General features: G+C 73.2%; 26 protein-coding genes and 1 pseudogene. 20 read left to right on the top strand and 7 right to left on the bottom strand.

Annotation, left to right across the window (positions count from 1 at the left end; translation table 11 throughout):
• From PKC53_RS12500 to argH, 3 genes and pseudogenes are all read right to left on the bottom strand, one after another.
• Positions 1–457: pseudogene (locus tag PKC53_RS12500) on the bottom strand (DNA polymerase IV); the annotation flags it as partial.
• 39 nt (positions 458–496) lie between these two features.
• Positions 497–1,222: a glutathione S-transferase family protein gene (locus tag PKC53_RS12495; RefSeq protein ID WP_324429037.1), complete on the bottom strand. Its 726-nt coding sequence runs from the start codon at positions 1,220–1,222 to the stop codon at positions 497–499.
• Positions 1,223–1,402: 180 nt separating this feature from the next.
• On the bottom strand, positions 1,403–2,806 hold the full coding sequence (gene argH / locus PKC53_RS12490; protein WP_324429036.1) for an argininosuccinate lyase: 1,404 nt from the start codon (positions 2,804–2,806) through the stop codon (positions 1,403–1,405).
• A gap of 159 nt (positions 2,807–2,965) precedes the next feature.
• On the opposite strand from argH, the gene PKC53_RS12485 reads away from it, so the two are divergent.
• A complete protein-coding gene (locus tag PKC53_RS12485) occupies positions 2,966–4,057 on the top strand; it encodes a histidine kinase (RefSeq protein ID WP_324429035.1) in 1,092 nt (363 codons plus the stop codon).
• A gap of 19 nt (positions 4,058–4,076) precedes the next feature.
• Positions 4,077–4,832: a LytTR family DNA-binding domain-containing protein gene (locus tag PKC53_RS12480; protein ID WP_324429034.1), complete on the top strand. Its 756-nt coding sequence runs from the start codon at positions 4,077–4,079 to the stop codon at positions 4,830–4,832.
• 18 nt (positions 4,833–4,850) lie between these two features.
• On the opposite strand, the gene aroQ is transcribed toward PKC53_RS12480, so the two are convergent.
• The gene (aroQ, locus tag PKC53_RS12475; protein ID WP_324429032.1) at positions 4,851–5,285 is read right to left on the bottom strand and encodes a type II 3-dehydroquinate dehydratase; all 435 of its coding nucleotides are present in this window, start codon (positions 5,283–5,285) and stop codon (positions 4,851–4,853) included.
• 105 nt (positions 5,286–5,390) lie between these two features.
• Here aroQ and flhB point away from each other — a divergent pair, with 105 nt between their 5' ends.
• Genes flhB through PKC53_RS12435 form a run of 8 tightly spaced genes read left to right on the top strand, consistent with a single transcriptional unit; the run spans position 5,391 to position 14,557 of the window.
• Positions 5,391–6,563: a flagellar biosynthesis protein FlhB gene (flhB, locus tag PKC53_RS12470; protein WP_324429030.1), complete on the top strand. Its 1,173-nt coding sequence runs from the start codon at positions 5,391–5,393 to the stop codon at positions 6,561–6,563.
• Between the two features lie 8 nt (positions 6,564–6,571).
• Positions 6,572–8,656 (top strand): flagellar biosynthesis protein FlhA, encoded by a 2,085-nt coding sequence (flhA, locus tag PKC53_RS12465; RefSeq protein ID WP_324429040.1) that lies wholly within the window; start codon positions 6,572–6,574, stop codon positions 8,654–8,656.
• Positions 8,653–10,239 carry a flagellar biosynthesis protein FlhF gene (flhF, locus tag PKC53_RS12460; RefSeq protein WP_324429028.1) on the top strand — a complete coding sequence of 529 codons (1,587 nt, stop codon included), beginning with the start codon at positions 8,653–8,655 and terminating at the stop codon, positions 10,237–10,239. The genes flhA and flhF overlap by 4 nt, the downstream gene beginning before the upstream one ends.
• A gap of 13 nt (positions 10,240–10,252) precedes the next feature.
• A complete protein-coding gene (locus PKC53_RS12455) occupies positions 10,253–11,050 on the top strand; it encodes a flagellar biosynthesis protein (protein ID WP_324429039.1) in 798 nt (265 codons plus the stop codon).
• Between the two features lie 20 nt (positions 11,051–11,070).
• Positions 11,071–11,784 (top strand): RNA polymerase sigma factor FliA, encoded by a 714-nt coding sequence (locus tag PKC53_RS12450; RefSeq protein ID WP_324429026.1) that lies wholly within the window; start codon positions 11,071–11,073, stop codon positions 11,782–11,784.
• Between the two features lie 22 nt (positions 11,785–11,806).
• The gene (locus tag PKC53_RS12445) at positions 11,807–13,171 is read left to right on the top strand and encodes a methyl-accepting chemotaxis protein (RefSeq protein ID WP_324429024.1); all 1,365 of its coding nucleotides are present in this window, start codon (positions 11,807–11,809) and stop codon (positions 13,169–13,171) included.
• A 45-nt stretch (positions 13,172–13,216) separates the two neighbouring features.
• Positions 13,217–13,882: a transglutaminase family protein gene (locus PKC53_RS12440; protein ID WP_324429022.1), complete on the top strand. Its 666-nt coding sequence runs from the start codon at positions 13,217–13,219 to the stop codon at positions 13,880–13,882.
• Positions 13,883–13,894: 12 nt separating this feature from the next.
• Positions 13,895–14,557: a CoA pyrophosphatase gene (locus PKC53_RS12435; protein ID WP_324429020.1), complete on the top strand. Its 663-nt coding sequence runs from the start codon at positions 13,895–13,897 to the stop codon at positions 14,555–14,557.
• A 75-nt stretch (positions 14,558–14,632) separates the two neighbouring features.
• Here the strand turns inward: PKC53_RS12435 and PKC53_RS12430 are convergent, their stop codons facing one another.
• The 3 genes from PKC53_RS12430 to flgA form a co-directional block, all read right to left on the bottom strand.
• A complete protein-coding gene (locus PKC53_RS12430) occupies positions 14,633–15,034 on the bottom strand; it encodes a hypothetical protein (protein WP_324429018.1) in 402 nt (133 codons plus the stop codon).
• Positions 15,035–15,102: 68 nt separating this feature from the next.
• Positions 15,103–15,402: a flagellar biosynthesis anti-sigma factor FlgM gene (gene flgM, locus PKC53_RS12425; RefSeq protein WP_324429016.1), complete on the bottom strand. Its 300-nt coding sequence runs from the start codon at positions 15,400–15,402 to the stop codon at positions 15,103–15,105.
• 142 nt (positions 15,403–15,544) lie between these two features.
• Entirely contained in the window at positions 15,545–16,273 is a 729-nt protein-coding gene (gene flgA / locus PKC53_RS12420) for a flagellar basal body P-ring formation chaperone FlgA (RefSeq protein ID WP_324429014.1), read from the bottom strand.
• Between the two features lie 139 nt (positions 16,274–16,412).
• Between flgA and flgB the strand changes: the two genes are divergently transcribed.
• The 10 genes from flgB to greB all read left to right on the top strand — a co-directional run bounded on the left by flgB (position 16,413) and on the right by greB (position 25,971).
• Positions 16,413–16,826: a flagellar basal body rod protein FlgB gene (flgB, locus tag PKC53_RS12415; RefSeq protein ID WP_324429012.1), complete on the top strand. Its 414-nt coding sequence runs from the start codon at positions 16,413–16,415 to the stop codon at positions 16,824–16,826.
• A 40-nt stretch (positions 16,827–16,866) separates the two neighbouring features.
• Positions 16,867–17,271: a flagellar basal body rod protein FlgC gene (gene flgC, locus PKC53_RS12410; protein ID WP_324429010.1), complete on the top strand. Its 405-nt coding sequence runs from the start codon at positions 16,867–16,869 to the stop codon at positions 17,269–17,271.
• A 1-nt stretch (position 17,272) separates the two neighbouring features.
• Positions 17,273–17,920: a flagellar hook capping FlgD N-terminal domain-containing protein gene (locus PKC53_RS12405; protein ID WP_324429008.1), complete on the top strand. Its 648-nt coding sequence runs from the start codon at positions 17,273–17,275 to the stop codon at positions 17,918–17,920.
• Positions 17,921–17,948: 28 nt separating this feature from the next.
• Entirely contained in the window at positions 17,949–19,196 is a 1,248-nt protein-coding gene (gene flgE / locus PKC53_RS12400) for a flagellar hook protein FlgE (RefSeq protein ID WP_324429006.1), read from the top strand.
• 100 nt (positions 19,197–19,296) lie between these two features.
• On the top strand, positions 19,297–20,028 hold the full coding sequence (gene flgF, locus PKC53_RS12395; RefSeq protein WP_324429003.1) for a flagellar basal-body rod protein FlgF: 732 nt from the start codon (positions 19,297–19,299) through the stop codon (positions 20,026–20,028).
• 472 nt (positions 20,029–20,500) lie between these two features.
• Positions 20,501–22,849, top strand: a complete 2,349-nt coding sequence (locus tag PKC53_RS12390; RefSeq protein ID WP_324429001.1) for a bifunctional salicylyl-CoA 5-hydroxylase/oxidoreductase — start codon at positions 20,501–20,503, stop codon at positions 22,847–22,849.
• On the top strand, positions 22,846–23,367 hold the full coding sequence (locus PKC53_RS12385) for a MarR family transcriptional regulator (RefSeq protein WP_324428999.1): 522 nt from the start codon (positions 22,846–22,848) through the stop codon (positions 23,365–23,367). The genes PKC53_RS12390 and PKC53_RS12385 overlap by 4 nt, the downstream gene beginning before the upstream one ends.
• Positions 23,360–24,217 carry an enoyl-CoA hydratase family protein gene (locus PKC53_RS12380; RefSeq protein ID WP_324428997.1) on the top strand — a complete coding sequence of 286 codons (858 nt, stop codon included), beginning with the start codon at positions 23,360–23,362 and terminating at the stop codon, positions 24,215–24,217. Before PKC53_RS12385 ends, PKC53_RS12380 begins: the two co-directional genes overlap by 8 nt.
• 12 nt (positions 24,218–24,229) lie before the next feature.
• The gene (locus PKC53_RS12375) at positions 24,230–25,414 is read left to right on the top strand and encodes an acyl-CoA dehydrogenase family protein (protein ID WP_324428995.1); all 1,185 of its coding nucleotides are present in this window, start codon (positions 24,230–24,232) and stop codon (positions 25,412–25,414) included.
• Positions 25,411–25,971 (top strand): transcription elongation factor GreB, encoded by a 561-nt coding sequence (gene greB / locus PKC53_RS12370; RefSeq protein ID WP_324428994.1) that lies wholly within the window; start codon positions 25,411–25,413, stop codon positions 25,969–25,971. The genes PKC53_RS12375 and greB overlap by 4 nt, the downstream gene beginning before the upstream one ends.
• The last annotated feature ends 67 nt before the right edge of the window (positions 25,972–26,038 follow it).

Genomic DNA, 26,038 nt, shown 5'->3' with positions numbered 1-26,038 from the left:
CCAGCGCGCGCACGCCGCCGAACGGGTCGTGGCCGACCGCGTCCTGCGCGCCGGGCACGTCGGTGAGGTCGATGTAGATCTCGTCGATGCCGCGGTCCTCGATCACCGGCGCGAGCTCGGCCACCGCGGCCTTGAAGCGGCGCGACGCCTGGCGGTAGGCGTCGAAGTCGACCGGCAGCAGCACCGCGTGCGGGCACTTCAGCGCCGCCTTCATCAGCCCCATGCCCGAGTGCACGCCGAAGGCGCGCGCCGGGTAGGTGGCGGTGGTGGCCACGCCGCGCCCGGTGTAGCCGGCCAGCGTCGCGAAGCGCCGCGTGCCGTCGGCGAGCCGCTCGGGCTGGTGCCGCCGCCCGCCGCCGATGACCACCGGCAGCCCCTTCAGCTCGGGGTAGCGCAGCAGTTCGACCGACGCGTAGAACGCGTCCATGTCCAGGTGGGCGATCCAGCGGCGGCGCATCGGCGGCGATTGTCCGCCGCCGGTGCGGCGCACGCAGGATCAGGCGGCGGGTCGTGCCGATCGGCGGGCCGGTTCGGGTGTCGCCGGCAGGGCGTTGCGTGCCAGCCAGGCCGACAGCGCGGGCCGCTCGAGCACGCGCGCGGCGAGCGGGCTGGTGCGCACGATCTCGTCGAGCTGCGACGACACGGCGAGGTCGGCGATGCTCGGGGCGTCGCCGACGAGCCACTGGTGACCGTCGAGCATCGCCTCCAGGTCGTCGAGGTGCTGGATCAGCCAGTCCTCGATCTGCTCGTGGCGCCAGCCGCCGAAACCGTGCGCCTTCAGGCGGCCACGCAGTGAGCGCAGGAAGAGCGGCCCGACGAGGGGCCTTTCCCAGGCGGGCCGTCCGGCGCACAGCAGATCCACCGCCTTCGCCGCGGCGTCGGGGTACGCGGCGCGCAACTGCATCTCGAAGTAGTACAGCGACTCGTCGGCCCAATCCTCGAGCAGGCGCGCCAGCGCGGCCTCGCGCCGGTCGGCAGGCCACAGCGGCGGCTGCGACACCTGGCGGTCGAGGAACGCGCAGATCTGCGTGCTGTCGGCGATGCGCTGGCCGTCCCAGTCGAGCACCGGCAGCTTGCCGCTGGGGTGGAGCCTAGCGGCCTTGGGCGCCTGCAGGCCGTTGTACTCGACAGTGCGGTACCCGATGCCTTTCAGGCGCAGCACCTTGCGCACCTTGCGGCAGTACGGCGAGATGTCCCACTGGTGCAGCACGACGTCGGGCATGGCGTTTTCCCTCGTGGTCTGGGTCAACGAGCAGTGTCGGCGCCGGCCCGCTCGCGCAGGCGGCGCTCGAGCATCTTGCCAGGGTCCTCACGCGGCAGCGGGTGGTGGAACCCTTCGAGCCCGTTGCCGCGGTCGCACCCGGCCCGCCGGGCTGGACCGCACCCGGGTGCAGGCCCGGGGTCAGCCGCCGAGCCGTTGCCGGTGCCGCGCCACCTGCGCGCGCACCTGTGCCGGCGCCGTGCCGCCGAGCACCGCGCGCGCATCCATCGAGCCGCGCAGCGACAACACGTCGAACACGTCGGCGTCGATCGACGGGTGGAAGGCGCGCAGCTCGTCGAGCGTGAGCGCCGCGAGGTCCACGCCGCGCCCGCTGGCCGTCTTCACCGCGTGCGCGACGGTCTCGTGCGCGTCGCGGAACGGCAGGCCCCTTTTGACCAGGTAGTCGGCGAGGTCGGTGGCGGTGGCGTAGCCGCGCTGCGCGGCGAGCGCCATCGCGTCGGGGCGCACCTGCAGGCCGGCCAGCATCTCGACGAAGATGCGCAGCGTGTCGCGCAGCGTATCGACGGTGTCGAACAGCGGCTCCTTGTCCTCCTGGTTGTCCTTGTTGTAGGCCAGCGGCTGGCCCTTCATCAGCGTGATCAGGCCCATCAGGTGGCCGACCACGCGGCCGGTCTTGCCGCGCGCCAGCTCGGGCACGTCGGGGTTCTTCTTCTGCGGCATGATCGAACTGCCGGTGCAGAAGCGGTCGGGCAGCGCGACGAAGCCGAACGGCTGGCTCATCCACAGCACCAGTTCCTCGCTGAGCCGGCTGACGTGCACCATCGCCAGGCTCGCCGCGGCGGTGAACTCGATCGCGAAGTCGCGGTCGCTGACCGCGTCCAGGCTGTTGTGGCAGATGCCGTCCATGCCCAACTCGCGCGCGACGCGTTCGCGGTCGAGCGGGTAGCTGGTGCCGGCCAGCGCCGCGGCGCCCAGCGGCAGCCGGTTGACGCGCTTTCGCACGTCGTCCAGCCGCTCGACGTCGCGCGCGAACATCTCGACGTAGGCCAGCAGGTGGTGGCCGAAGCTCACCGGCTGCGCCACCTGCAGGTGCGTGAAGCCGGGCATCACCACCTCGGCGTGGCGCTCGGCCTGGTCGACGAGCACGCGCTGCAGCTGCGCGAGCAGCCCGCGCAGGGTGTCGATCTCGTCGCGCAGCCACAGCCGGATGTCGGTGGCCACCTGGTCGTTGCGGCTGCGCCCGGTGTGCAGCCGCTTGCCGGCGTCGCCGACGAGCGCCGTCAGCCGCGCCTCGATGTTCAGGTGCACGTCCTCGAGCTCGAGCTTCCACTCGAACGTGCCGGCCTCGATCTCCTGCGCGATCTGCGCCATGCCGCGCTCGATGTCGGCCAGGTCCTGCGCGCCGACGACGCCCTGCGCGGCCAGCATGCGCGCGTGCGCCAGGCTGCCGGCGATGTCGGCGCGCCACAGCCGGCGGTCGAAGCCGACGCTGGCGGTGTAGCGCTGCACGAGTTCGTCGACCGGCTCGGTGAACAGCGCGGACCAGGCTTCGGACTTGTGGGCGAGCGGGTCGTGGGAGGCCATGGCGGGTGGGGGAAGGCGGGCGGGGCGATCGCCGGGTTTGCGGGCGGTGGCGCCGTCTGTTGCTGCCGCTGCGACGCTCGCGCAGCGCCGACAATGACGGGGGCCGCGATTCTATCGACCGGGCGCCGTGCCGCCGGCACCGCGCCCCGCGGCTTGCCGATGCCCGCGCCACCACCACCCCCGTCCTCGCTGCCGCCGCCGGTCTGGCCCGACGCGTCGTCGGCGTGGGCCGACGCGACGCGCTCCGACGCACCCGTCGCCGGGCCGGCACGCGCGCCGGCGGCCGAGCCCGAGTACTGCCACCCGGCGCTGGCGCTGCGCGCGGTGGTCGGCGTGCAGGCGGTGCTGATGCTCGGCGCGGCGCTGCAGGCGCCGACCTGGGCGCTGGTGCTGGCGCAGCTCGGACCGCTGCTGACCGCCGGCCTGACGGGCACGCTGCTGTGGCTCGTGGCGATGTGCGCGCTGCGCGCGCCGCTGCGGCGCGTCGCACGCGCGACGCGCCTGGGCCTCGGGCTGCTGCTGGCGGCGGCGATCGCGCCGCTGGCCTGCGCGCCGCTGGTCGCGCTGGACCTGCTGGCGTGGAGCGCACCGCGTGGGCTGGCGGTGCCGCTGCTCGGCGCGGCACTGGCGGCGCCGGCGCTGGGCTGGCTCGAGGCGCGTGCGCAAGCACGCCAGCCTGCCGACGCGTCGGCGCGGCTGGCCGAGCTGCAGTCGCGCATCCGCCCGCACTTCCTGTTCAACGCGCTGAACACCGCGATCGCGCTGGTGCGCGTCGAGCCGGCGCGCGCCGAGGGTGTGCTCGAGGACCTCGCCGAGCTGTTCCGCGTCGCGCTGGCCGAGCCGCGCGCGGCGATGCGACTGGCCGACGAGATCGAGCTCGCGCGTCGCTACCTGGCGATCGAGCAGCTGCGCTTCGGCGAGCGACTGCGCGTCGAGTGGCAGCTCGACGCCGCCGCCGGCGCGGCGCTGATGCCGCCGCTGGTGCTGCAGCCGCTGGTCGAGAACGCGGTGCGGCACGGCATCGAGACCGCGCCGGCCGGCGGCACGATCCGCGTGGCCACGCGCGCGCGCCGCGGCCAGGCCGAGGTCGTGATCGACAACACCGTCGCCGGTGGCGCGCCGAACCCGGGACACGGCATCGCGCTGGCCAATGTGCGTGAAAGACTTCGCCTGATGCACGACGTCGGCGCGCAGTTCGACGCACGCCGCGACGGCGCACGCTATCGTGTGCGCATCACCGTCCCGCTGTGAGTGCTGTGCCTGATCGCCGATGCGTGCGCTGCGTGTGCTGATCGTCGACGACGAGCCGCTGGCGCGCATGCGCCTGGCGGCGCTGGTGGCCGAGTGCGACGACCCGCGCTGCCAGGTGGCCGGTGAGGCCGGCGACCCGGCCAGCGCGCTGGCCTGGCTGGCCGCGCACGAGGCCGACGTCGTGCTGCTCGACGTGCAGATGCCCGGCGCCAGCGGGCTGCAGCTGGCACGCCGGCTGCGCGAGGACCCGGCCTTCGCCGGGCGCGGCGGTGCGATCGTGTTCGTCACCGCGCACGCCGAACACGCGCTGCAGGCCTTCGAGCTCGAGGCCACCGACTACCTGACCAAGCCGGTGCGCGGCGAGCGGCTGCAGCAGTCGCTCAGGCGCGTCGCGCAGCGCCTGCCGGACGACGCCGACGCCGCCGGCGTGGTCATCGTCAACGACCGCGGGCGCGTGCTGCGCGTGCCGCTGGCCGAGGTGCTGTACCTGAAGGCCGAACTGAAGTACGTGACGCTGCGCACCGCCGAGCACACGCACCTGCTCGACGAGTCGCTGACCGAGCTCGAGCCGCGGCTGGCCGGGCGTTTCATCCGCGTGCACCGCAACGCGCTGGTCGCGCGCCAGGCGGTGCGTGCACTCGAACGCCGCGCCAGCGGTGACGACGAAGGCGGCGAGGGCTGGGCCGTGCGCGTCGCGCCGGTCGACGAGTGGCTCGCGGTGTCGCGCCGCCAGCTGCCGGCGGTGCGCGAGGCACTGGGCGCCGACGCGCTGTAGCCGTCGCGGCGCCCGCGTTCAGCCGCGCGCGCGCCCGACGACGAACTGCAGCGCGGCGCGGTAGCCGAACACGCCCAGGCCGGCGATCACGCCCTCGGCGATGCCGCTGAGGTACGAGTGGTGCCGGAACGGCTCGCGCCGGTGCACGTTGCTGACGTGCACCTCGACGAACGGGATCGCGACGCCGGCCAGCGCGTCGCGCAGCGCGACGCTGGTGTGCGTGAGGCCGCCGGGGTTGATGACGATCCAGTCGGCATGCCCACGCGCGGCGTGGATGCGGTCGATCAGCGCGCCCTCGTGGTTGCTCTGGAAACACTCGAGTGACACGCCGGCGGCCGCGGCGTCGGCGGCGAGCACCGCCTCGACGTCGGCCAGCGTGGTGCTGCCGTACAGCTGCGGCTCGCGCGTACCGAGCAGGTTCAGGTTGGGGCCGTTGAGCACGAGCACGTTCATGGCGCAAGTATGGCCGACGCCGCGGGGCGCGAACACGGCCGTTAAAGCGGCGTTTATCGGGCTCAAGTCGGCGCCCCCGGAGGGCAACATGGCTGCCGAACCGCCATGTCCGACGAGTCGTCCTCCCAGAACAAGACCCTGCCCGCGACCCCGCGCAAGCTGCGCAAGGCGCGCGAGCAGGGGCAGGTCGCGCGTTCGCGGGACCTCGGGCACTTCGCGGCGATCGCCGGCGGCGGCGCCGCGCTGGTGGCTGCCGCGCCGCTGGTCACCGGCTGGCTGCGCCAGCTGATGGCCGAGGGCTTGCGGCTCGAGCCGAGGCACCTGGCCGACCCGTCGCAGATGATCGAGCAGCTCGCGCGGGCGACCCTGCACTGGGCCTGGGTCGTGCTGCCGCTGGGCGCCCTGGTGATCGCGCTGGCCGCGGCCGCCGCGGCGCTGGCCGGCGGCTGGAACTTCACGCTGCAGCCGCTGGCGCCGAAGTTCGGCAAGCTCGACCCGATCGCCGGGCTGGGCCGGGTGTTCTCGAAGCACCAGCTGACCGAGACCCTGAAGGCCAGCGTGCTGGCGCTGGTGCTCGGCGGCGTCGGCGCCTGGTACCTGCAGGCGCACCTGGGCGACCTGCAGCAGGTGCTCGCGCTGCCGCTGCCGGCGGCGGTCGGGCAGGCGGGTGCGACCGTGCAGGGCGGGATCGCGCTGCTGGCGCTGGCACTGGCCGCGTTCGCGCTGGTCGACGTGCCGCTGCAGCGCCATCAGCTGCGCGAGCGGCTGAAGATGAGCCACCAGGAGCTGCGGCAGGAACTCAAGGAGGTCGAGGGCAACCCCGAGGTCAAGGGCAAGCTGCGCGCGCGCATGCGCGAGATGTCGCGCACGCGCATGCTCACCGCGGTGCCCGGCGCCGACCTGGTGGTGATGAACCCGACGCACTACGCGGTGGCGCTGAAGTACGACGAGGGCTCGATGGGCGCGCCGCGTGTCGTCGCCAAGGGCACCGACTTGATGGCGCTGAAGATCCGCGACCTCGCGCGCGAGTCGCGCGTGCCGGTGCTTCAGGCGCCGCCGCTGGCGCGTGCGCTGTACGCGCACACCGAGGTCGACCGCGAGATTCCGGCGGCGCTGTTCGCCGCGGTTGCGCAGGTGCTGGCGCACGTGTACCGGCTGCGCGCGCGGGTCGGCCGCGGCGGCGTCGGCGACATCGACGCGTCGGCGCTGCCGCCGCTGCCGGTGCCGCCCGAACTCGACCCGCAGCATGGCCGCGCGGCGGCGGGGGGTGAGGCGTGAACGCGCTGGTGCAGCAGGTGCAGGGGCTGCTCGGCGCGCGCGAGGCCACCGCGACGGCGGTGAAGACGCTGCTGGCGCCGCTGTTCATCGTGCTCGTGCTGGCGATGATGGTGCTGCCGCTGCCGCCGTTCCTGCTCGACCTGCTGTTCACGTTCAACATCGCGCTGGCGCTGGTGGTGATGCTGGTCGCGGCGCACATGGTCCGGCCGCTGGACTTCGCCGCGTTCCCGGCGGTGCTGCTGCTGACCACGCTGCTGCGGCTGAGCCTGAACGTCGCCTCGACGCGCGTCGTGTTGATGGAAGGCCACACCGGCACCGGCGCCGCCGGCAAGGTCATCGAGAGCTTCGGCCACTTCCTGATCGGCGGCAACTTCGCGGTCGGCCTGATCGTGTTCGCGATCCTGGTGGTCATCAACTTCATCGTCGTCACCAAGGGTGCCGAGCGCATCGCCGAGGTCGGCGCGCGCTTCACGCTCGACGCGATGCCCGGCAAGCAGATGGCCATCGACGCCGACCTCAACGCCGGGCTGATCGACGAGAAGGAGGCCAAGCGCCGCCGCGCCGAGGTCGGCGAGGAGGCCGAGTTCTTCGGCTCGATGGACGGCGCGAGCAAGTTCGTGCGCGGCGACGCGATCGCCGGGCTGCTGATCCTGGTCATCAACGTCGTCGGCGGGCTGATCATCGGCATCGCGCAGCACGGCCTGTCGGCCGGCGACGCGGCGAACAACTACGTGCTGCTGGCGGTCGGCGACGCGCTGGTCGCGCAGGTGCCGGCGCTGCTGATCTCGGTGGCCGCGGCGATGGTCGTCACGCGCGTCGGCAAGGGGCAGGACCTGGGCACGCAGATCCGCGCGCAGGTGTTCGACTCGCCGAAGGCACTGGCGCTGTCGGCCGGCATCGTCGGTGCACTGGGGCTGATCCCGGGCATGCCCAACCTGGTGTTCCTGCTGCTCGGCGGTGCGCTGGGCGCGGCGGCGTGGGCATTGCACCGGCGCGCGCAGCAGGCGCGGCTGCAGCCCGCGCCGGCCGTCACCGAGGTCGCGCCGGCGAACGCAGAGGCCAGCTGGGACGACCTGGTGCCGGTGGACACGCTCGGCCTGGAGGTCGGCTACCGGCTCATCGCGCTGGTCGACAAGACACGCGCCGGCGACCTGCTCGCGCGCATCAAGGGCGTGCGCAAGAAGTTCGCGCAGGACGTCGGCTTCCTGCCGCCGCCGGTGCACATCCGCGACAACCTCGACCTCAAGCCCAGCGTGTACCGCGTGACGCTGCGTGGTGCGGTGGTCGGCGAGGGCGAGGCCTACCCCGGCATGCTGCTGGCGATCAACCCTGGCGGGGCGACGCAGAAACTGCCCGGCACCGCGACCACCGACCCGGCGTTCGGGCTGCCCGCGGTGTGGATCGAGGAGCGCCACCGCGAGCAGGCCCAAATGGCCGGGTTCACCGTCGTTGATTGCTCGACCGTCATCGCGACCCACCTCTCACACTTGATGCAGGTCCACGCCGCCCGGCTGCTCGGGCGCGTGGAGACGCAGGCGCTGGTCGACCACGTGACGAAGCTGGCGCCCAAGCTGATCGAAGACGTGATCCCCAAGATGGTCGGAATCGCCACGCTGCAGAAGGTGCTGCAACTGCTGCTCGAGGAAGGGGTGCACATCCGCGACCTGCGCTCGATCGTCGAGTGCCTGGCCGAACACGCGCCGACGGTGACCGACGCGCACGAGCTGGCGCGGCGCGTGCGCATCCACCTGTCGCCGGCGATCGTGCAGCAGATCTACGGCCCGGTGAAGGAGCTCGACGTGATCGCGCTCGACCCCGAACTCGAGCGCCTGGTGACGCAGGCGCTGAACTCGCCGCACGGCGCCGCGCTCGACCCCGGCATCGCCGACACGCTGGCGCGCAGCGCCGCCGACACCTCGCGCCAGCAGGAGGACCTGGGCGTGCCCGCCTGCCTGCTGGTGCCCGACGCGATCCGCGCACCGATGGCACAGCTGCTGCGCCGCGCCGCGCCGCGGCTGAAGGTGCTCGGCCACAGCGAGATCCCTGACACCCACACGATCCGTATCGGCTCGATCATCGGAGGCACCGCATGAACGTCAAGCGCTTCACCGCCCGCACCTCGCGCGAGGCCCTGCACGCGGTGCGGCAGGCCTTCGGCGAACACGCCGTGGTGCTGTCGACCCGGCCCTGCGCCGACGGCGTCGAGGTGCTGGCGATGCCCAGCGACGGGTTGCAGCACATCGAACGCGTCGCGCAGACCGCCCCGAAGGCGCAGCCGGCGCCGACGCCCGAGCGGCTCGAGGCGCGCGCCGCCGCGGCCCTGCACCGCGGCGAGCGCGTCGAACCGAGGCTCGACCTCGAGCGCGACTTCGCGCCGACGCAAAGCCCCGAGCCCGATGCCGAGCTCGACACCGACGTCGGCCGCGACGTCGAACGCCTGTCGATGAGCACGCTGTCGTTCCAGGACTACGTGCGCGAGCGCATGCTCAAGCGCCGCCAGGCGGCGCTGGCGCCGAAGCCGCGCGCCGCCGCCGCGGCCGATCCGGTGCCCGCGGCCGCCGTGCCACCGACCGCGCCGCAGGCGACCGTCGCCCCGGTCGTCGCGCCGATGCCGGCCACCGAGGTGCGTGCCACCGACGCCGCGTCGCCGCGCCAGGCGCAGCGCGCGCCGGTGCTGCACGAGGAGATCCGCGTCGATCCCGGCTTCGGCGTCGACACCGGCGCGTCGCGGCGCGACCAGGCCGAGATGATGAACGAGCTGCGCGCGATGAAGGGGCTGATCGAGCAGCGCTTCGGCGCGCTGGCATTCATGGAGAAGCTGCAGCGCAGCCCGGCGCAGGCCACGCTCAGCCAGCGCCTGCTCGACGCCGGTTTCTCGCCGGCGCTGATCCGCAAGCTCGGCGAGGCGCTGCCCGCCGACATCGCCGACCCGGTGGCCTGGGCCGCCGGCGTGCTGGAGCGCAACCTCGCCGCCGCCGAGCAGGAACCGCCGGTCGAGGACCTCGGCGGCGTGTTCGCGCTGATCGGCTCGACCGGCGTCGGCAAGACCACGACCACCGCGAAGATCGCGGCCGCCTTCGCCACGCGCCACGGCGCCGCGCACCTGGGGCTGATCACGCTCGACGCCTACCGCGTCGCCGCGCACGAGCAACTGCGCACCTACGGGCGCATCCTCGGCGTGCCGGTGCACACGGCGCACGACCGCGCGTCGCTCGAGGACCTGCTCGACCTGCTGAGCGCGAAGAAGATGGTGCTGATCGACACCGCCGGCATGGCGCAGCGCGACAGCCGCACGCGCGAGCTGCTCGACATGCTGCAGCACCGCAGCGTGCAGAAGCTGCTGGTGGTCAACGCCGCCGCGCAGGGCGAGACGATCGACGACGTGATGCTGTCGTGGCGCGCCAGCGCCTGCCGCGGCGCGGTGCTCAGCAAGATCGACGAGGCGGTCAAGCTCGGGCCGGCGCTCGACGCGCTGATCCGCCACAAGCTGCACCTGCTCGGCGTGGCCAACGGCCAGCGCGTGCCCGAGGACTGGCACCGCCTGTCGTCGCAGGCGCTGGTGCAGCGCGCGCTGCGCGCACAGCCGCCCGGTGCCTGGCAGATGGACCGCGACGACGTCAGCCTGGTGTTCGCCGCACTGCCCGCGGCCGCCGCACCGGCCGCGCTGCACGCCTGAGCGCCGGGTCGTGATGCTCGACTTCTACGCCTCGCGCCCCGCGCCGCTGGACCAGGCCGACGGCCTGCGGCGACTGTTCGCCGGGCCGCGCATCGGCCACGTCGCGCTGGTGGCCAACGCGCGTGTGCCGTTCGCCGGCGTGCTGCTCGAGCGGCTGACCGCGGCCTTCACGGCGCTGGGTCGCCGCACGCTGGTCGTCGACGCCGCCGACACCTCGCCGGCGCCGCACGAGCTCAGCCGGCTCGACCTGGGCGCGTGCGTGGAGGCGCTGTCGCCCGAGGTCTCGTACCTGGCCGCCCGCGGGCTGCCGTTGCGCCACGTCGACACGCGCGGCAGCGCCGCGCGGCTGCTCGACGCGCTGGCCCACGCCGCGCCGCGCGCCGACGTGATCGTCGTGCACGCCGGCGCGGGCGACCTGGCGCGGCTGTTCATGCGCCGCCCGGTGCGCCCGGTGCTGATGGCCGCCGACCACCCGGCCAGCGTCACCGACGCCTACGCCAGCCTGAAGCGGCTGGCGCTGCGCCACGGGCTGATGAGCTTCGACCTGTTGCTCGCGGTGTCGGCGAGTTCGCCGCGGCGCGAGCGCATCGCGCCCCAGCTCGCCGGCTGTGCCGACCGCTTCCTCGGCGCCGCGCTGCACGACTGGGCCGCGGTCGACCCGGCCGGCGACCCCGCCGAGGCACCCGACGCGGCGCTGCTGCGGGTGGCACGCGCTCTGCTGGAGCCGGTCGACGACCGCCCGCACGCGCCGGTGCCCGTGCACGCCACCCTCGCGACCCCGACGCCGGCGCACGCGCCGGCCTGGAACTGACGATCCCCGGAGCCCGACCGATGTACACCGCCAAAGGCCGACTCGACCACAGCCACCTGCTCAAGCAGTACAGCCCGCTGGTGCGCCGCCTGGCGCACCAGATGATCGCCAAGCTGCCGGCCAACGTCGAGATCGACGACCTGATCCAGGTCGGCATGATCGGGCTGAACGACGCGCTCGGCCGCTTCGACGCCGCGCAGGGCGTGCAGTTCGAGACCTTCGCGACGCAGCGCATCCGCGGCGCGATGCTCGACGAGCTGCGCGGCAGCGACTGGATGAGCCGCGGCAACCGCCGCCAGCAGCGCAGCATCGAGACCGCGGTGCACAAGCTCGAGCAGAAGCTCGGCCGCGCGCCCAACGAGAGCGAGATCGCCGCCGAGATGGGGCTGAGCCTGGGCGAGTACCAGGAACTGCTGGGCAAGGTGCGCGGCACGCAGCTCGTCTACCTCGAGGACATGAGCGGCGACGACGGCGACGACAGCTACCTCGACCGCCATGTCGCCGACGAGGACGCCAACCCGATGGGACTGCTGCAGGACCGGCGCATGCGCGAGGCGCTGGTCGCGGCGATCAAGAACCTGCCCGAGCGCGAGCAGTTCGTGATGAGCATGTACTACGAGCAGGACATGAACCTCAAGGAGATCGCCGCGGTGCTCGGCGTGACCGAGAGCCGCGTGTGCCAGCTGCACAGCCAGAGCATCGCGCGGCTGCGCGCGAAGCTGCGCGACTGGTGACCCGAACCCCGAGGAGACCGAGATGCTGACCCTGTTCCGCCGCGGCGCCGCAGCCGCCGCGATCCCGGCGAGCGAACCCGACCCCGCGCCACCCGGCGTCGACGCCGAGGCGCTGGTGCGCCGCCTGGCCAGCGAGACGGCGCACCTCGGGCGCGAGGCCGCCGAGGTGCGCGGCGTCATCGACGACACGCAGAAGGTGTCGACGCGGCTGGCGCAGTCGGCGCAGGTGCTGGCGCGCCGGCTCGACGAGGTGGCGCAGGTGCAGCAGGCGATCGGCGCGCACACCGAGCAGGGCGTGGCCGCGGTGGCCGCCGCGCGCGACGCGGTGCAGGCCGTCGGCGGCGAGGTCGGCGGCATCGTCGACACGCTGCGCGAAGTCTCGGGCGCCGCCGGCGAGATCACGCAGATCGCGTTGCAGACGCGGCTGGTGGCGTTCAACGCCAGCGTCGAGGCCAAACGCGCCGGCGAGGCCGGCCGCGGCTTCGGCGTCGTCGCCGACGCGGTGAAGGACCTGGCGGCCAAGGTCGAGCAGTCGTCGAAGCACATCATGGACACCGTCGGCCGGCTCGACGGGCGCATCGCCGCGCTGGCGCGCGAGATCCAGTCGCGTGCCGAAGGAGCGGGCGGGAAGGACGTCGGCGCGGTGCACCGCGCGCTGGCGCAGGTCGACGACGGCGTCGCGCGCATCGCCGACGCGGCGCGGCGCAGCCGCGAGGTCACCGCCGAGGTCAACCGCAGCATGGGCGAGATCGAGGCCGACATGCGGCGCAGCGCGCAGGCGCTGGACAGCGCGCTCGGGCGCAGCGAGTCGTTCCTCAAGGTCAGCGAGTCGCTGATCGAGATGGTCGCCCACGCCGGCGTCGAGACCGAGGACACGCCGTACATCCGTGCCGCGCAGCAGGCCGCGGCGCAGATCTCGCAGCTGCTCGACGACGCGCTGCGCAGCGGCGCCATCGGCGTGCCCGGGCTGTTCGACGAGACCTACGTGCCGATCCCCGGCACGGACCCGCAGCAGCACATGACGCGCTTCGTCGCCCTCGCCGAGCGGCTGTTCCCGCAGGTGCAGGAGAAGCTGCTGCGCCTGTCCGACAAGGTGGTGTTCGGCATCGCCGTCGACCGCAACGGCTACATCCCCTGCCACAACCAGAAGTACAACCAGCCGCAGCGCGCCGGCGACACGCTGTGGAACGCCGCGAACAGCCGCGGGCGGCGCATCTTCAACGACCGCACCGGGCTGGCCAGCGCGCGCAACCAGCGCCCGTTCCTGTTGCAGACCTACCGCCGCGACATGGGCGGGGGCAACTTCGTGGTCATGAAGGAGGCCGCGGCGCCGATCACCGTCGACGGCCGCCACTGGGGCGGGTTGCGGCTGGCCTTCAAGTTCTGATCCGGCGCAGCCGCGCCGGCCGCGGCGCCGGTTAAGCTTGCGCGCATGGAACCGACCGCCGCCACGCTCGCCCCGACGCCGCTGATCGACAGCGACCACCCCGACGTCGTCGACTTCGCACGCCGCCACGCGGTGGGCGACGACGACCGCGAGCGCGCGGTCGCGTTGTACCTGGCGGTGCGCGACGGCTTCCGCTACGACCCGTACCGCATCGACCTGTCGGCCGACGGCATGCGCGCCAGCGGCGTGCTCGCGCGCGGCTACGGCTGGTGCGTGCCGAAGGCCGCACTGCTGGCCGCGGCGGCGCGCGCGGTGGGCATTGCGGCGCGGCTGGGTTATGCCGACGTGCGCAACCACCTCAGCACCGAACGGCTGCGCCGCCTGCTCGGCACCGACCTGTACATCTGGCACGGCTACACCGAGCTGTGGCTCGACGGCGCGTGGCGCAAGGCGACGCCGGCGTTCAACCTCGGGTTGTGCGAGCGCTTCGGCTTGCTGCCGCTCGAGTTCGACGGCGTCAGCGACTCGATCTACCACCCCTACGACCGCGCCGGCCAGCGCCACATGGAGTACGTGCACCAGCGCGGCAGCTTCGACGACATGCCGCTGGAGCGCATCGCCGCCGACATCGTCGCGACCTACCCGAACTGGGTCGCCGAGCCGGTGTCGGCGGACAGCTTCACCGCCGACGTCGAGCGCGAGAACGCGTGAACACCGGTCCGCATGCGCCGTGACGCGCGGCTGCGCGAGCGCGTGCGTGCGCGGCTGGCGGCGTTCGAGCGCCGGGCCCTGCCGCTCGACGACGGTCGCCACGGCGCCGCCGTCGCGCTGGCGATCACCGACGAAGGCCCAGGCGCCGGCCTGCCCGGGCTGCCGCTGCGCGACGGCTGGAGCCGCGACGCGGCGCTGCTGCTGACCCGACGCGGCCTGCAACTGCGCCGCCACGCCGGCCAGTGGGCGCTGCCGGGCGGGCGGCTCGACCCCGGCGAGACCGCCGAGCAGGCCGCGCTGCGCGAGCTGGCCGAGGAACTGCGGCTGGCGCTGTCGCCGCACGACGTACTCGGCCGGCTCGACGACATCGTCACGCGCTCGGGTTTCGTCGTCACGCCGGTGGTGGTGTGGGCCGGCGCGGCGCGCGCGATGCAGCCCGACCGCGTCGAGGTCGACAGCGTGCACCGCGTCGCGCTGCGCGAGCTGCTGCGCGCCGACGCGCCGCTGCTCGACGCGCTGCCCGGGCACGAGCACCCGGTGCTGCGCATGCCGCTGGGCGACAGCTGGGTCGCGGCGCCGACGGCGGCGATGCTGTACCAGTTCAGGGAGGTGGTGCTGCTGGGTCGCGCGACGCGCGTCGCGCACTTCGAGCAGCCCGAGTTCGCCTGGCGATGACCCGAAGCGCCCCCGCGGCGCCTTGGCTCCCCGCGTGGGGAGGGTGCCGCTCGGCGATGCGGGGTGGCCGGGGGTTCAGACCTGCGTGCTGCCGAGCCCGGCGCGCTCGCTGCTGCCGGCGGCGGCGTAGAGCCCGTGCGCGGCGGCGGGCATCAGCACGTCGATCGCGCGGTCGAGCGCGGCGGTGGCGCGCGCCAGCGACTCGCGCTGCGCGGCGACCTGGCCGCTGGTGTGCGCCAGCCGCTGGCGCAGCTCGGCGGGCACGCCGCCGCGGCGCGCGGCCTGCGCGAACAGCTGCACCGCGGCCGCGAGCGCGCGGTGCAGTTCGCCGGAGTGGCGCTCGATGTCGTCGCCGTGGCGTTCGCGCAGCGCCTCGCCGAGCCGCGCCAGGTGCTGCTCGACGCGCGCGAGCGCCGCCTCCAGGGCGGGATCGGCGGCGGGGGAAGGCGGGGCGGTCGGCGCGACGGTCGGCGGCATGGACGGCGGTGGCGGCAGCGGCCGCGGGCAAGTGGGACGAACGCGGCGGGGCGCCGCCGCGCGGGCGCTCAGTGCGACGAGCGGTCGAGCAACTCGCGCGCGTTGGCGATCAGCTTGTCGGCGATGGCTTCGGCGTTGACCTCGTAACGGCCGTCGCGGATCGCCTGCGCGATGCGCTGCACCTTCTCGGCGTCGAACTCGGCGTTGCCGTCGTGCACCAGCAGCGACGACGCCGCCGGCGACAGCGCGACCTGCGCGCTCGGCTCGTGCGCGGCGGTGGCCGGATGCGCCTGGGCCGGGGCCGCGGCGGCGCGGTCGCTGCCGGCAGGGGCGACGGGAACCTTGGGCTCGAGCGGGCCGATCTTCATCGTGAACTCCAGCAGTCGCAGCGACGCGACCTGTTCGACATGTCCGCACTATCGGTGTGCGCGGCGCCGACTTGAGGCCGATCGACGACCATTTTGCCGCCCTCCCGCGTTCGCGGGGCCCCGCCGCGGGCCAGCGTCGCGGTCAAAGCGCCACCTCGACCCGAGCCGGCGCCACCGGCACGCCGGTGACGATGCGGCCGCCGTCGGTGCGCACGCGCACGCGGCGGCCCTCGATGCCGGCGGCCATCGCCTGGCCCTGGCCGCTGACGCGGTAGCCGCGGCCGACGGCAACCAGTTGCACGACGTCGCCGGGGGCGAACCACTGGCGCGCGCGCAGGTCGGTGGCGCGAAGCGGGGCACCGGCGGCCAGCGGGCGCGCCAGCCGGCGGCCGAAGGCGCTGGGGTCGTCGGCGCCGAGCCCACCGTCGGCCAGGTCGACCTCGCCGCGTCGCAGGTGCTCGGGGCCGAGCGGCGTGCCGGCCGGCAGGTCGGCGGCGGCGCCCCAGCCGGGGGCCAGCACCTGCCCGGTCAGGGGCGGGTGCACCTGCCAGCGTTTGGGGCCGTCGACGCGGCGCAGCGCGCCGCGCATCGCCCCGCCGGTGGGCGCCGGCATCCGGGTGTCGATGCGCTGGCAAGGCGCCAGCCGCAGCCGCGGGTCGAGGCGCCCCACCTGGACCTGCACCCGTGCGTCCGGGGGCAGCGCCGGCAGCGCACGCGCGGCTTCGGCGGCGCGCGCACGCACCGCGTCGAGCACCGCGTCGTCGATCGGCGACGGATCGCCCGCCGCCAGCAGCGGCCACGCCAGCGCCAGCGCCGCCAGGCGGGCGCGGCGCAGCGGCACGGTCGGTGCGAGGCGGGCACGGAGTTCCACGCCGGCCAATGTAGGGCGCGATTCGCCGCGCAGCGCGCCGAATTGCGCCGTCGCAGCCGCGTTTATCGGGGCGATGGCCGCAGGGCCGCTGCCGAGAATGGCCCGCAGCTTCCACCTCCCCGGCGCGAGCCGTCCGACGATGATCCCGCGTTTCAGCCAGGTGCTCGATTTCCAGTCGCAGGCGCTGCTGCTGCGCGCCGAGCGCCAGCGCCTGATCGCCAGCAACATCGCCAATGCCGACACCCCGGGCTACCAGGCGCGCGAGATGGACTTCGCGCAGGCGCTGCGCGACGCCACCGCCGCCGGTGGCGCGGCCCCGGCGACGCTGCAGCGCACCGCCGCCACCCACCTGGTCGCCACCGCCGCGCCGGCCGCCGGGCGGCACCTGCGCTGGGCCGCGCCGAGCCAGACCAGCCTCGACGGCAACACCGTCGACATGGACCGCGAGCGCGCCTCGTTCGCCGACAACGCGGTGAAGTACGAGGCCACGCTGCGCTTCATCAACGGCAGCGTGCGCACGATGCTCGACGCGATCAAGGGCCAGAGCCAGTGACCGCGCGCCGCCGCACCGCCGCCGCCGAACAGGAGCCCACATGAGCCTGATGAACATCTTCCACGTCGCCGGCAGCGCGGTCAGCGCGCAAAGCCAGCGCCTGAACGTCGTCGCGTCGAACCTCGCCAACGCCGACACGGTGGCCGGGCCCGACGGGCAGGCCTACAAGGCGCGGCAGGTCACGTTCGCGACGCACTTCTTCGGCGAGACCGGCAACGCCGGCGTGCGCGTGAGCACCGTGCGCGAGGACGCCACCCCCGGCCGCCGCGTGCACGACCCGAAGCACCCCGGCGCCGACGCCGACGGCTACGTGACCTACAGCAACGTCAACGCGGTCGAGGAGATGGTCAACATGATCTCGGCGTCGCGTTCGTACCAGAACAACGTCGAGGTGATGAACACCACCAAGCAGCTGCTCACGCGCACGCTGCAGATGGGCCAGTGAGATGAGCACCGTCGACGCCCTGTCGGGCAACGGCACCGCGACGCAGACCGCCGCGAAGGCGCGCGGCGACGTCGACGCGCAGGACCGGTTCCTCAAGCTGCTGGTCGCGCAGATGAAGAACCAGGACCCGCTGAACCCGCTCGACAACGCGCAGGTCACGAGCCAGATGGCGCAGATCCAGACCGTCTCGGGCATCGAGCGGCTCAACGGCAGCATCGAGGCGCTGGGCGGGCGCTTCGCGCAGATGCAGGCGCTGCAGGGCGCGACGCTGGTCGGACGCGACGTGGTCGTCGAAGGCAACTGGCTGTCGGCCAACGACGAGGGCCTGCCGCAGGGCGGCTTCGAGCTGGCGTCGTCGGCCGACCGGGTGCAGGTCGAGGTGCTCAGCCGCGCCGGCGTCGTCGTCGACACGATCGAGCTCGGCGCGATGGGCGCCGGGCGCCACGGTTTCGAGTGGCTGCCCGCCGACGGCGTCGACGCGACGCTGGGCGAGCGCTTCCGCGTCGTGGCCCGCAGCGGCACGACGGCGGTGGCCTCGACGCCGCTGATGCGCGACCGCGTCGACGCGGTGAGCACCGGCGACGAGCTGCTGCTCGAGCTGCGCCACGCCGGCAGCATGCCGTACGCCGAGATCAAGGCGTTCAACTGACCCGTGACCTTCCCCGAAAGGACGTTCCATGGCATTCCAGCAGGGCCTGTCGGGCCTGAACGCGACGAGCAAGAACCTCGAGATCATCGGCAACAACATCGCCAACGCGAACACCTTCGGCGCCAAGGCGGCGCGTGCCGAGTTCTCCGACATGTACGCCGCGGCGCTCAACGGCGCCGGTGCGAATGCGATCGGCATCGGCACCAACTTGGTCGCGGTGGCGCAGCAGTTCACGCAGGGCAACATCAGCGTCACCGAGAACGCGATGGACCTGGCGATCAACGGCGGCGGCTTCTTCCAGGTCACCGACGGCGTCAACCCGGTGATGTACAGCCGCAACGGCCAGTTCAAGGTCGACCGCGACGGCTTCATCGTCAACAACCAGGGGCTGCGGCTGATGGGCTACCCGGCCGACGGTGCCGGCGTGATCCAGCCCGGCCAGGCGATGGCGCTGAAGCTGCCCACCGCCGGCATCGACCCGCAGGTGACCAGCCGCATCGCGGTCGAGATGAACCTCGACTCCCGCGCCGGCCCGGTCGCCACCGCACCGGCGATCGACTTCGCCGACCCGACGACCTACAACAACGCGACGTCGATGACCGTGTACGACGCCAAGGGGCAGGACGTCGCGCTGACCTACTACTTCCAGAAGTCGGGCAACGACACCTGGAACGTGTTCGCGACCGCCAACGGGCAGCCTCTGGGTGGCGACCCGCCGGCGCCGGTGGCCACGCTGGCGTTCGACAGCACCGGCGGCACGGTGACGGTCAACCCCGCCCCGCCGATGCTGAACATCGGTGCCACCACCAACAGCGCCGGGGCGCTGACGGTGCCGATGACCGTCGAACTCGACCTGGACGGCACGACGCAGTTCGGTGCGCCGTTCGGCGTGACCGACATGACGCAGAACGGCTACGCTGCGGGCCAGCTGGCCGGCATCACGATCGAGCCCAACGGCATCGTGATGGCGCGCTACAGCAATGGCCAGAGCCAGCCGGCCGGGCAGATCGAGCTGGCCACGTTCCGCAACCCGCAGGGCCTGCAGCCGCAGGGCGGCGGCGTGTGGGCGCGCACCTTCGCGTCGGGCGACCCGATCGTGGGCGTGCCCGGCGAGGGCAACATGGGCGTGCTGCAGGCCGGCGCGCTCGAGGAAAGCAACGTCGACCTGACCGCCGAGCTGGTGAAGATGATCACCGCGCAGCGCATGTACCAGGCCAACGCGCAGACCATCAAGACCGTCGACCAGGCGATGCAGACGCTGGTCAACCTGCGTTGAGGCTGCATCGGACGGCGGGCAGGGGTCGGCGTCGCGCCGGACCGTCCGGCCCCGTCGTTCGTCGGCCTCGTCCGTCAACCGCATCGCCGAAGGAGCAGCGATGGACCGCATGATCTACCTCGCGATGTCCGGCGCGAAGGCGACGATGCAGCGCCAGGAGGTGCTCGCGCACAACCTGGCCAACGTGTCGACGAACGGGTTCCGCGCCGAGCTGGCGGCGTTCCGTGCCGTGCCGGTGCGCGGCGACGGCGCGTCGACGCGCGTCTACGCGCTCGAGTCGACGGTGGGATACAACCCCGAGGCCGGCACGGTGCAGCCCACCGGCCGGGCGCTCGACGTCGCGATGAAGGGCCAGTCCTGGCTCGCGGTGCAGGCGATCGACGGCACCGAGGCCTACACCCGCGCCGGCGCGCTGGACCTCGACGCCGAAGGCAACCTGGTCACCGGCCACGGGCTGACGGTGATGGGCGACGGCGGGCCGATCACGGTGCCGCCGGGCACGCGGCCGTCGATCGCCCCCGACGGCACCGTCAGCGCCAGCCGCGACGACGGCACCAGCGTCGTCGTCGGCCGCCTCAAGCTGGTCACGCCCGACGCTGCGCTGCAGCGCGGCACCGACGGGTTGTTCCGCGCCGCCGACGGCGACCTCGCCGCCGACGCCGACGCGCGGCTGCAGCCCGGCGCGCTCGAGGGCAGCAACGTCGGCGCGGTCGAGACGATGGTCGCGATGATCACCGCGGCGCGCCAGTTCGAGCAGCAGATGAAGATGCTGCAGATCGCCGAGCGCCAGGAGCAGCAGGCGATGCGGCTGCTGACGCCGAACGGCATGTGACGTCGCGGCGGACACGTTCGACGCCAGCGGGCGGCGCCGGGCCCTGAGTCTCGGGCCGACGGTACGCCGCGTCCGGTGCCATCCTCGCCCGTGCCGCTGGCGTGGAACGGCGACGGCGAAAGGGGCGCGCGGCCGCAGGCGCCTGCGCCACCCTGCGGCGATCCGGGCGGCCTGCATCGACTCGCGCCGCATATGGCGCGCAGGCCGCGCGACCCGCTGGCCCGTGCCGCGTGCCGTGCACCGGGTCAGGCACGCGGGATCGCGCCACCCCTGCGCGCCGATCCGCAGTCCGCACGGCTCGACGCATGGAACTCGACGCATGGATTCAGGGCGCCGTCGCCTGCCCCGTTCGCCGGGCGAGGGGTCATCCGCGCTCCTTCCGGAACCGGCTTGCCGAAATTAATCCATCTGCTAAACTATTGACAACTAAAGTAATTCATCGGGCGTCACGCAACCGCCGCGGGAGACCAGCATGAAGATCGTCTGCATCGGCGGCGGCCCCGCCGGCCTGTACTTCGGGCTGCTGATGAAGCGCCGCCACCCGGGGCACGACATCGTCGTGGTCGAGCGCAACCGGCCCTACGACACCTTCGGCTGGGGCGTCGTGTTCTCCGACGCGACGATGGACAACATGCGCCAGTGGGACCCGGAGACGGCGCGCGAGATCCAGCAGGCATTCAACCACTGGGACGACATCGAGCTGCACTTCAAGGGCCGCGTGATCCGCTCGGGCGGGCACGGCTTCGTCGGCATCGGGCGCAAGAAGCTGCTCAACATCCTGCAGGCGCGCTGCGAGGCGCTCGGCGTCGAGCTGCGCTTCGAGACCGAGGTCGACGCCGACGCCGACTTCCCCGACGCCGACCTGATCGTCGCCAGCGACGGCATCAACTCGAAGATCCGCGCCCGGTACGCCGAAGTCTTCAGGCCCGACATCGTCACGCGGCCCAACCGCTACATCTGGCTCGGCACGAACCGCCTGTACGACGCCTTCACGTTCCTGTTCGAGAAGACCGAGCATGGCTGGTTCCAGGCGCACATCTACAAGTTCGACGAGACCACCAGCACCTTCATCGTCGAGTGCCCCGAGCACGTCTGGCAGGCCCACGGACTCGACCAGGCCGACCCGCAGCAGTCGATCGCCTTCTGCGAGCAGCTCTTCGCCGCCAACCTGCGCGGCGAAAAGCTGATGAGCAACGCACGCCACCTGCGCGGCAGCGCGTGGCTCAACTTCCAGCGCGTCAAGTGCGACACCTGGTGGCATCACAACGGACGCCAGCCGGTGGTGCTGATGGGCGACGCGGTGCACACGGCGCACTTCGCGATCGGCTCGGGCACCAAGCTCGCGATCGAGGACGCGATCGAGCTGACGCGCCAGTTCGACGCCGCCGGCCACGACGCGGCGCGCATTCCCGAGGTGCTCGAGCGCTACCAGGCGCTGCGCGAAGTCGACGTGCTGCGGCTGCAGAACGCGGCGTGGAACGCGATGGAGTGGTTCGAGGTGGTCGGCCGCCGCTACGCCGACACGCTGCCGCCCGAGCAGTTCATGTACTCGATGCTCACGCGCAGCCAGCGCATCAGCCACGAGAACCTGCGCCTGCGCGACGGGGGCTGGCTCGAGGGTTTCGAGCGCTGGTTCGCACGCGGCGCCGGGCTCGACGTGCCCGCCGGCGTGCGGCCGCCGCCGCCGATGTTCACCCCGTTCACGGTGCGCGGCGTGACGCTGAAGAACCGCGTCGTCGTCAGCCCGATGGCGCAGTACTCGGCCGTCGACGGCGTGCCCGGCGAGTTCCACCTGGTGCATCTCGGCGCGCGCGCGCTCGGCGGCGCCGGCCTGGTGTTCGCCGAGATGACCTGCGTCAGCCCCGAGGGCCGCATCACGCCCGGCTGCCCGGGCTTGTACACCGCCGCGCAGGTGCGGGCGTGGAAGCGCATCGCCGACTTCATCCACACGCACAGCGACGCGAAGTTCGGCATCCAGATCGGCCACAGCGGCGCGAAGGGATCGACCCACGCACCCTGGGACGGCGCCGGCGCCGATCACCCGCTGGACGACGGTCACTGGGAGGTCGTCTCGGCGTCGCCGCAGCAGTATCTGGAGGGTGTCAGCCGCATCAGCCGCGGCATGACGCGCGCCGACATGGTCCGCGTGACGGCCGAGTTCGTGCGTGCCGCCGAAGGCGCTGCGGAGGCCGGCGCCGACTGGCTGGAACTGCACTGCGCGCACGGCTACCTGCTGTCGAGCTTCATCTCGCCGCTGACCAACCGTCGCGACGACGAGTACGGCGGCTCGCTCGAGAACCGGCTGCGCTATCCGCTGGAGGTGTTCGGCGCGATCCGCGCCGCGTGGCCTCGGCACCTGCCGATCTCGGTGCGCATCTCGGCACACGACTGGGTGCCGGGCGGCATCACGCCCGACGACGCGGTCGAGATCGCGAAGGCGTTCAAGGCCGCCGGCGCAGACATGATCGACTGCTCGAGCGGACAGGTCAGCGCGAAGCAGAAGCCGGTGTACGGCCGCATGTACCAGACGCCGTTCGCCGACCGCATCCGCAACGAGGCAGGCATCGCGACGATCGCGGTCGGCGCGATCAGCGAGGCCGACCACGTCAACAGCATCGTCGCCGCCGGCCGCGCCGACCTGTGCGCCGTCGCGCGCCCGCACCTGGCCAACCCGGCATGGACCCTCGCCGAGGCGGCCAAGATCGGCTGGACCGGCGTCGCCTGGCCCAAGCAGTACCTCTCGGGCAAGGGGCAGATGGAGTCGCTGTTCGCACGCGAGAAGGCACAGGCCGCGGCGCCGGCACTCAGGGAGCCGGCGTGACGCGCCGGGCGAGCTCGGCACTGCGCCTGGCCGACGACCGCATCGGCGCCGAGGCGCGCGCGGCGCACGACGACCACCTCGCGCTGCGGTTGTGGCTGCGCCTGCTCGCGTGCAGCACCGACATCGAACGCGAGATCCGCCAGCGGCTGCGCGCGCGCTTCGGCATCACGCTGGCGCGATTCGACTACCTCGCGCAGCTGTACCGCCACCCGGACGGCCTGCGCATGAACGCGCTGTCGCGTTACCTGATGGTCACCGGCGGCAACATCACCGGCCTGACCGACGAGCTGGCCAAGGAAGGCTACGTGCGCCGCGACAGCGACCCCGACGACCGCCGCTCCTGGCGCGTGTCGCTGACCGACGAAGGCCGCCGCGCGTTCGAGCAGATCGCGCAGGTCCACGAGGCCTGGGTCGTCGAGCTGCTGTCGGGCATCGACGAGCGCGCGAAGCACCAGTTGCACGACCTGCTCGGCCGCGTCCGGCTCGGGCTGCACCACGAGGACGATGACCATGACTGAACGCAAACCCCTCGACCCGGCGCTCGCCGCCGGCAACCGCCGCCCGATCGGCGACTGGCGGGCCGCGCACTTCCACTGGGCGCTGGCCGATGGCGTCGGCACGATCACGCTCAACCGCCCCGAGCGCAAGAACCCGCTGACCTTCGACAGCTACGCCGAGCTGCGCGACCTGTTCGGCCGCCTGCGCCACGCCGGCGACGTGCACGCCGTCGTGATCGCCGGCGCCGGCGACAACTTCTGCTCCGGCGGCGACGTGCACGAGATCATCGGCCCGCTGATCGGCCTGCCGGCGCCCGAGCTGCTGATGTTCACGCGCATGACCGGCGACGTCGTCAAGGCGATGCGCCACTGCCCGCAGCCCATCGTCGCGGCGATCGACGGCGTGTGCGCCGGCGCCGGCGCGATCCTCGCGATGGCCAGCGACATCCGCTACGGCACGCCGCGCAGCAAGACGGCGTTCCTGTTCAACCGCGTCGGCCTGGCCGGCTGCGACATGGGCGCGTGCGCGCTGCTGCCGCGCATCGTCGGCCACGGCCGCGCCAGCGAGTTGCTGTACACCGGCCGCGTGCTGCCCGGCGACGAGGCGCACCACTGGGGCTTCTTCAACCGCCTGTGCGCGCCCGAGGACCTGCTGCGCGACGCGCAGGCGATGGCGCACGAGCTGGCGCACGGCCCCACGTTCGCCAACGGCATCACAAAGACGATGCTTCACCAGGAGTGGGACATGGGCATCGACGCCGCGATCGAGGCCGAGGCGCAGGCGCAGGCGATCTGCATGCTGACCGAGGACTTCGGCCGCGCCTATCGCGCCTTCGCGGCGAAGGGCAAGCCGGTGTTCGAGGGCAACTGAGGCGGGGGCGCGATGAGCCTGGCCGACGACCTGGCGTGGCCGTTCTTCGACGCGCGGCACCGCGCGATGCAGCGCGACCTCGACGCCTGGTGCACGCGGCACCTGCACGTCGATCACGCCGCCGACGTCGACGCGACCTGCCGCGCGCTCGTGCGGGACCTGGGCGAGGCGGGCTGGCTGCGCCACGCCGTCGCGGGTGTCGAGCACGGCGGCGCGGGCGACGCCATCGACACGCGCACGATCTGCCTGGTGCGCGACACGCTGGCGCGCCACGACGGGCTGGCCGACTTCGCATTCGCGATGCAGGGACTGGGTTCGGGCGCGATCTCGCTGGCCGGCACGCCCGACCAGCGCGCGCGCGTGCTGCCGCGCGTCGCGCGCGGCGAGGCGATCGCGGCATTCGCGCTGTCCGAGCCCGACGCCGGCAGCGACGTCGCGGCGATGCAGTGCGCCGCGCGCGTCGAGGGCGACGAGGCGATCCTCGACGGCGAGAAGACGTGGATCAGCAACGGCGGCATCGCCGACGTCTACGTGGTGTTCGTGCGCACCGGCGAGGCGGGCGGGGCCCGCGGCATCTCGGCGTTCATCGTCGAAGCCGGTGCGCCTGGCTTCGAGGTCGCCGGGCGCATCGACGTCATCGCGCCGCACCCGCTGGCGCGGCTGCGCTTCACGGGCTGCCGCGTGCCGCTGGCGAACCGCATCGGCGCCGCCGGCGAGGGCTTCAAGGTCGCGATGCGCACGCTCGACGTGTTCCGCACGTCGGTGGCCGCGGCGGCACTGGGCTTCGCGCGCCGCGCGTTCGACGAGGGCCTGCGCCGCGCGACGACGCGCCGGATGTTCGGCCAGACGCTGGCCGACTTCCAGCTCACGCAGGCGAAGCTGGCTCAGATGGCGACGACGATCGACGGTGCGTCGCTGCTGACCTACCGCGCCGCGTGGCAGCGCGACCAGGGCCGCGGCGTGACGAAGGAGGCGGCGATGGCCAAGATGGCCGCCACCGAGGGCGCGCAGCAGGTCATCGACGCGGCACTGCAGATGTTCGGCGGCCTGGGCGTGACGCACGGGCAGGCGGTCGAGCGGCTGTACCGCGAGATCCGCGCACTTCTCATCTACGAGGGTGCGACCGAGGTGCAGCAGCTCGTCATCGCGCGCGAGCTGTTGAAGCCGGGGGCGCCGGCGCCACAATCGGGCGCATGAGCAAGGCCTTCACGAAGGAATCCGACGCCACCGACGAGGACGACGACGTCGCAGCGCCGACGCTGCCTGCCGGGGGCAAGAACTACGTCACGCCGCAGGGCTACGCCCGGCTGCGCGCCGAGCTGCTGCACCTGCTCGACGTCGAGCGGCCGAAGGTCGTCGAGACCGTGTCGTGGGCGGCGAAGAACGGCGACCGCAGCGAGAACGGCGACTACCTGTACGGCAAGAAGCGCCTGCGCGAGATCGACCGCCGCATCCGCTTCCTCACCAAGCGGCTCGACATCGCCGAGGTCGCCGACCCGTCGGCGCACCACGGCAGCGACCGGATTTTCTTCGGCGCCACCGTGACCTACGCCACCGCGAAGGGCGACGAGCGCACGATCACCATCAAGGGCATCGACGAGGCCGACAGCCTGGCCGGCGAGGTGAGCTGGATCGCGCCGATCGCGCGCGCGCTGCTCAAGGCGCGCGAGGGCGACGAGGTGCAGCTCGTCACGCCCGCGGGCGTCGAGACGATCGAGGTGCTGAAGGTGGCGTACCCGGCGCCGGCGCACTGACGGCGGGCGGGTTCGGCTCGTCGGCCACGTCGACGGCCGCTGTCGTCGCTGCGCCGGCGTCTGCGGC

It is taken from the genome of Azohydromonas sp. (genome assembly GCF_035325925.1).
Lineage (GTDB): Bacteria > Pseudomonadota > Gammaproteobacteria > Burkholderiales > Burkholderiaceae_C > Calidifontimicrobium.
This window is presented reverse-complemented; position numbering and strand designations above follow the sequence as displayed.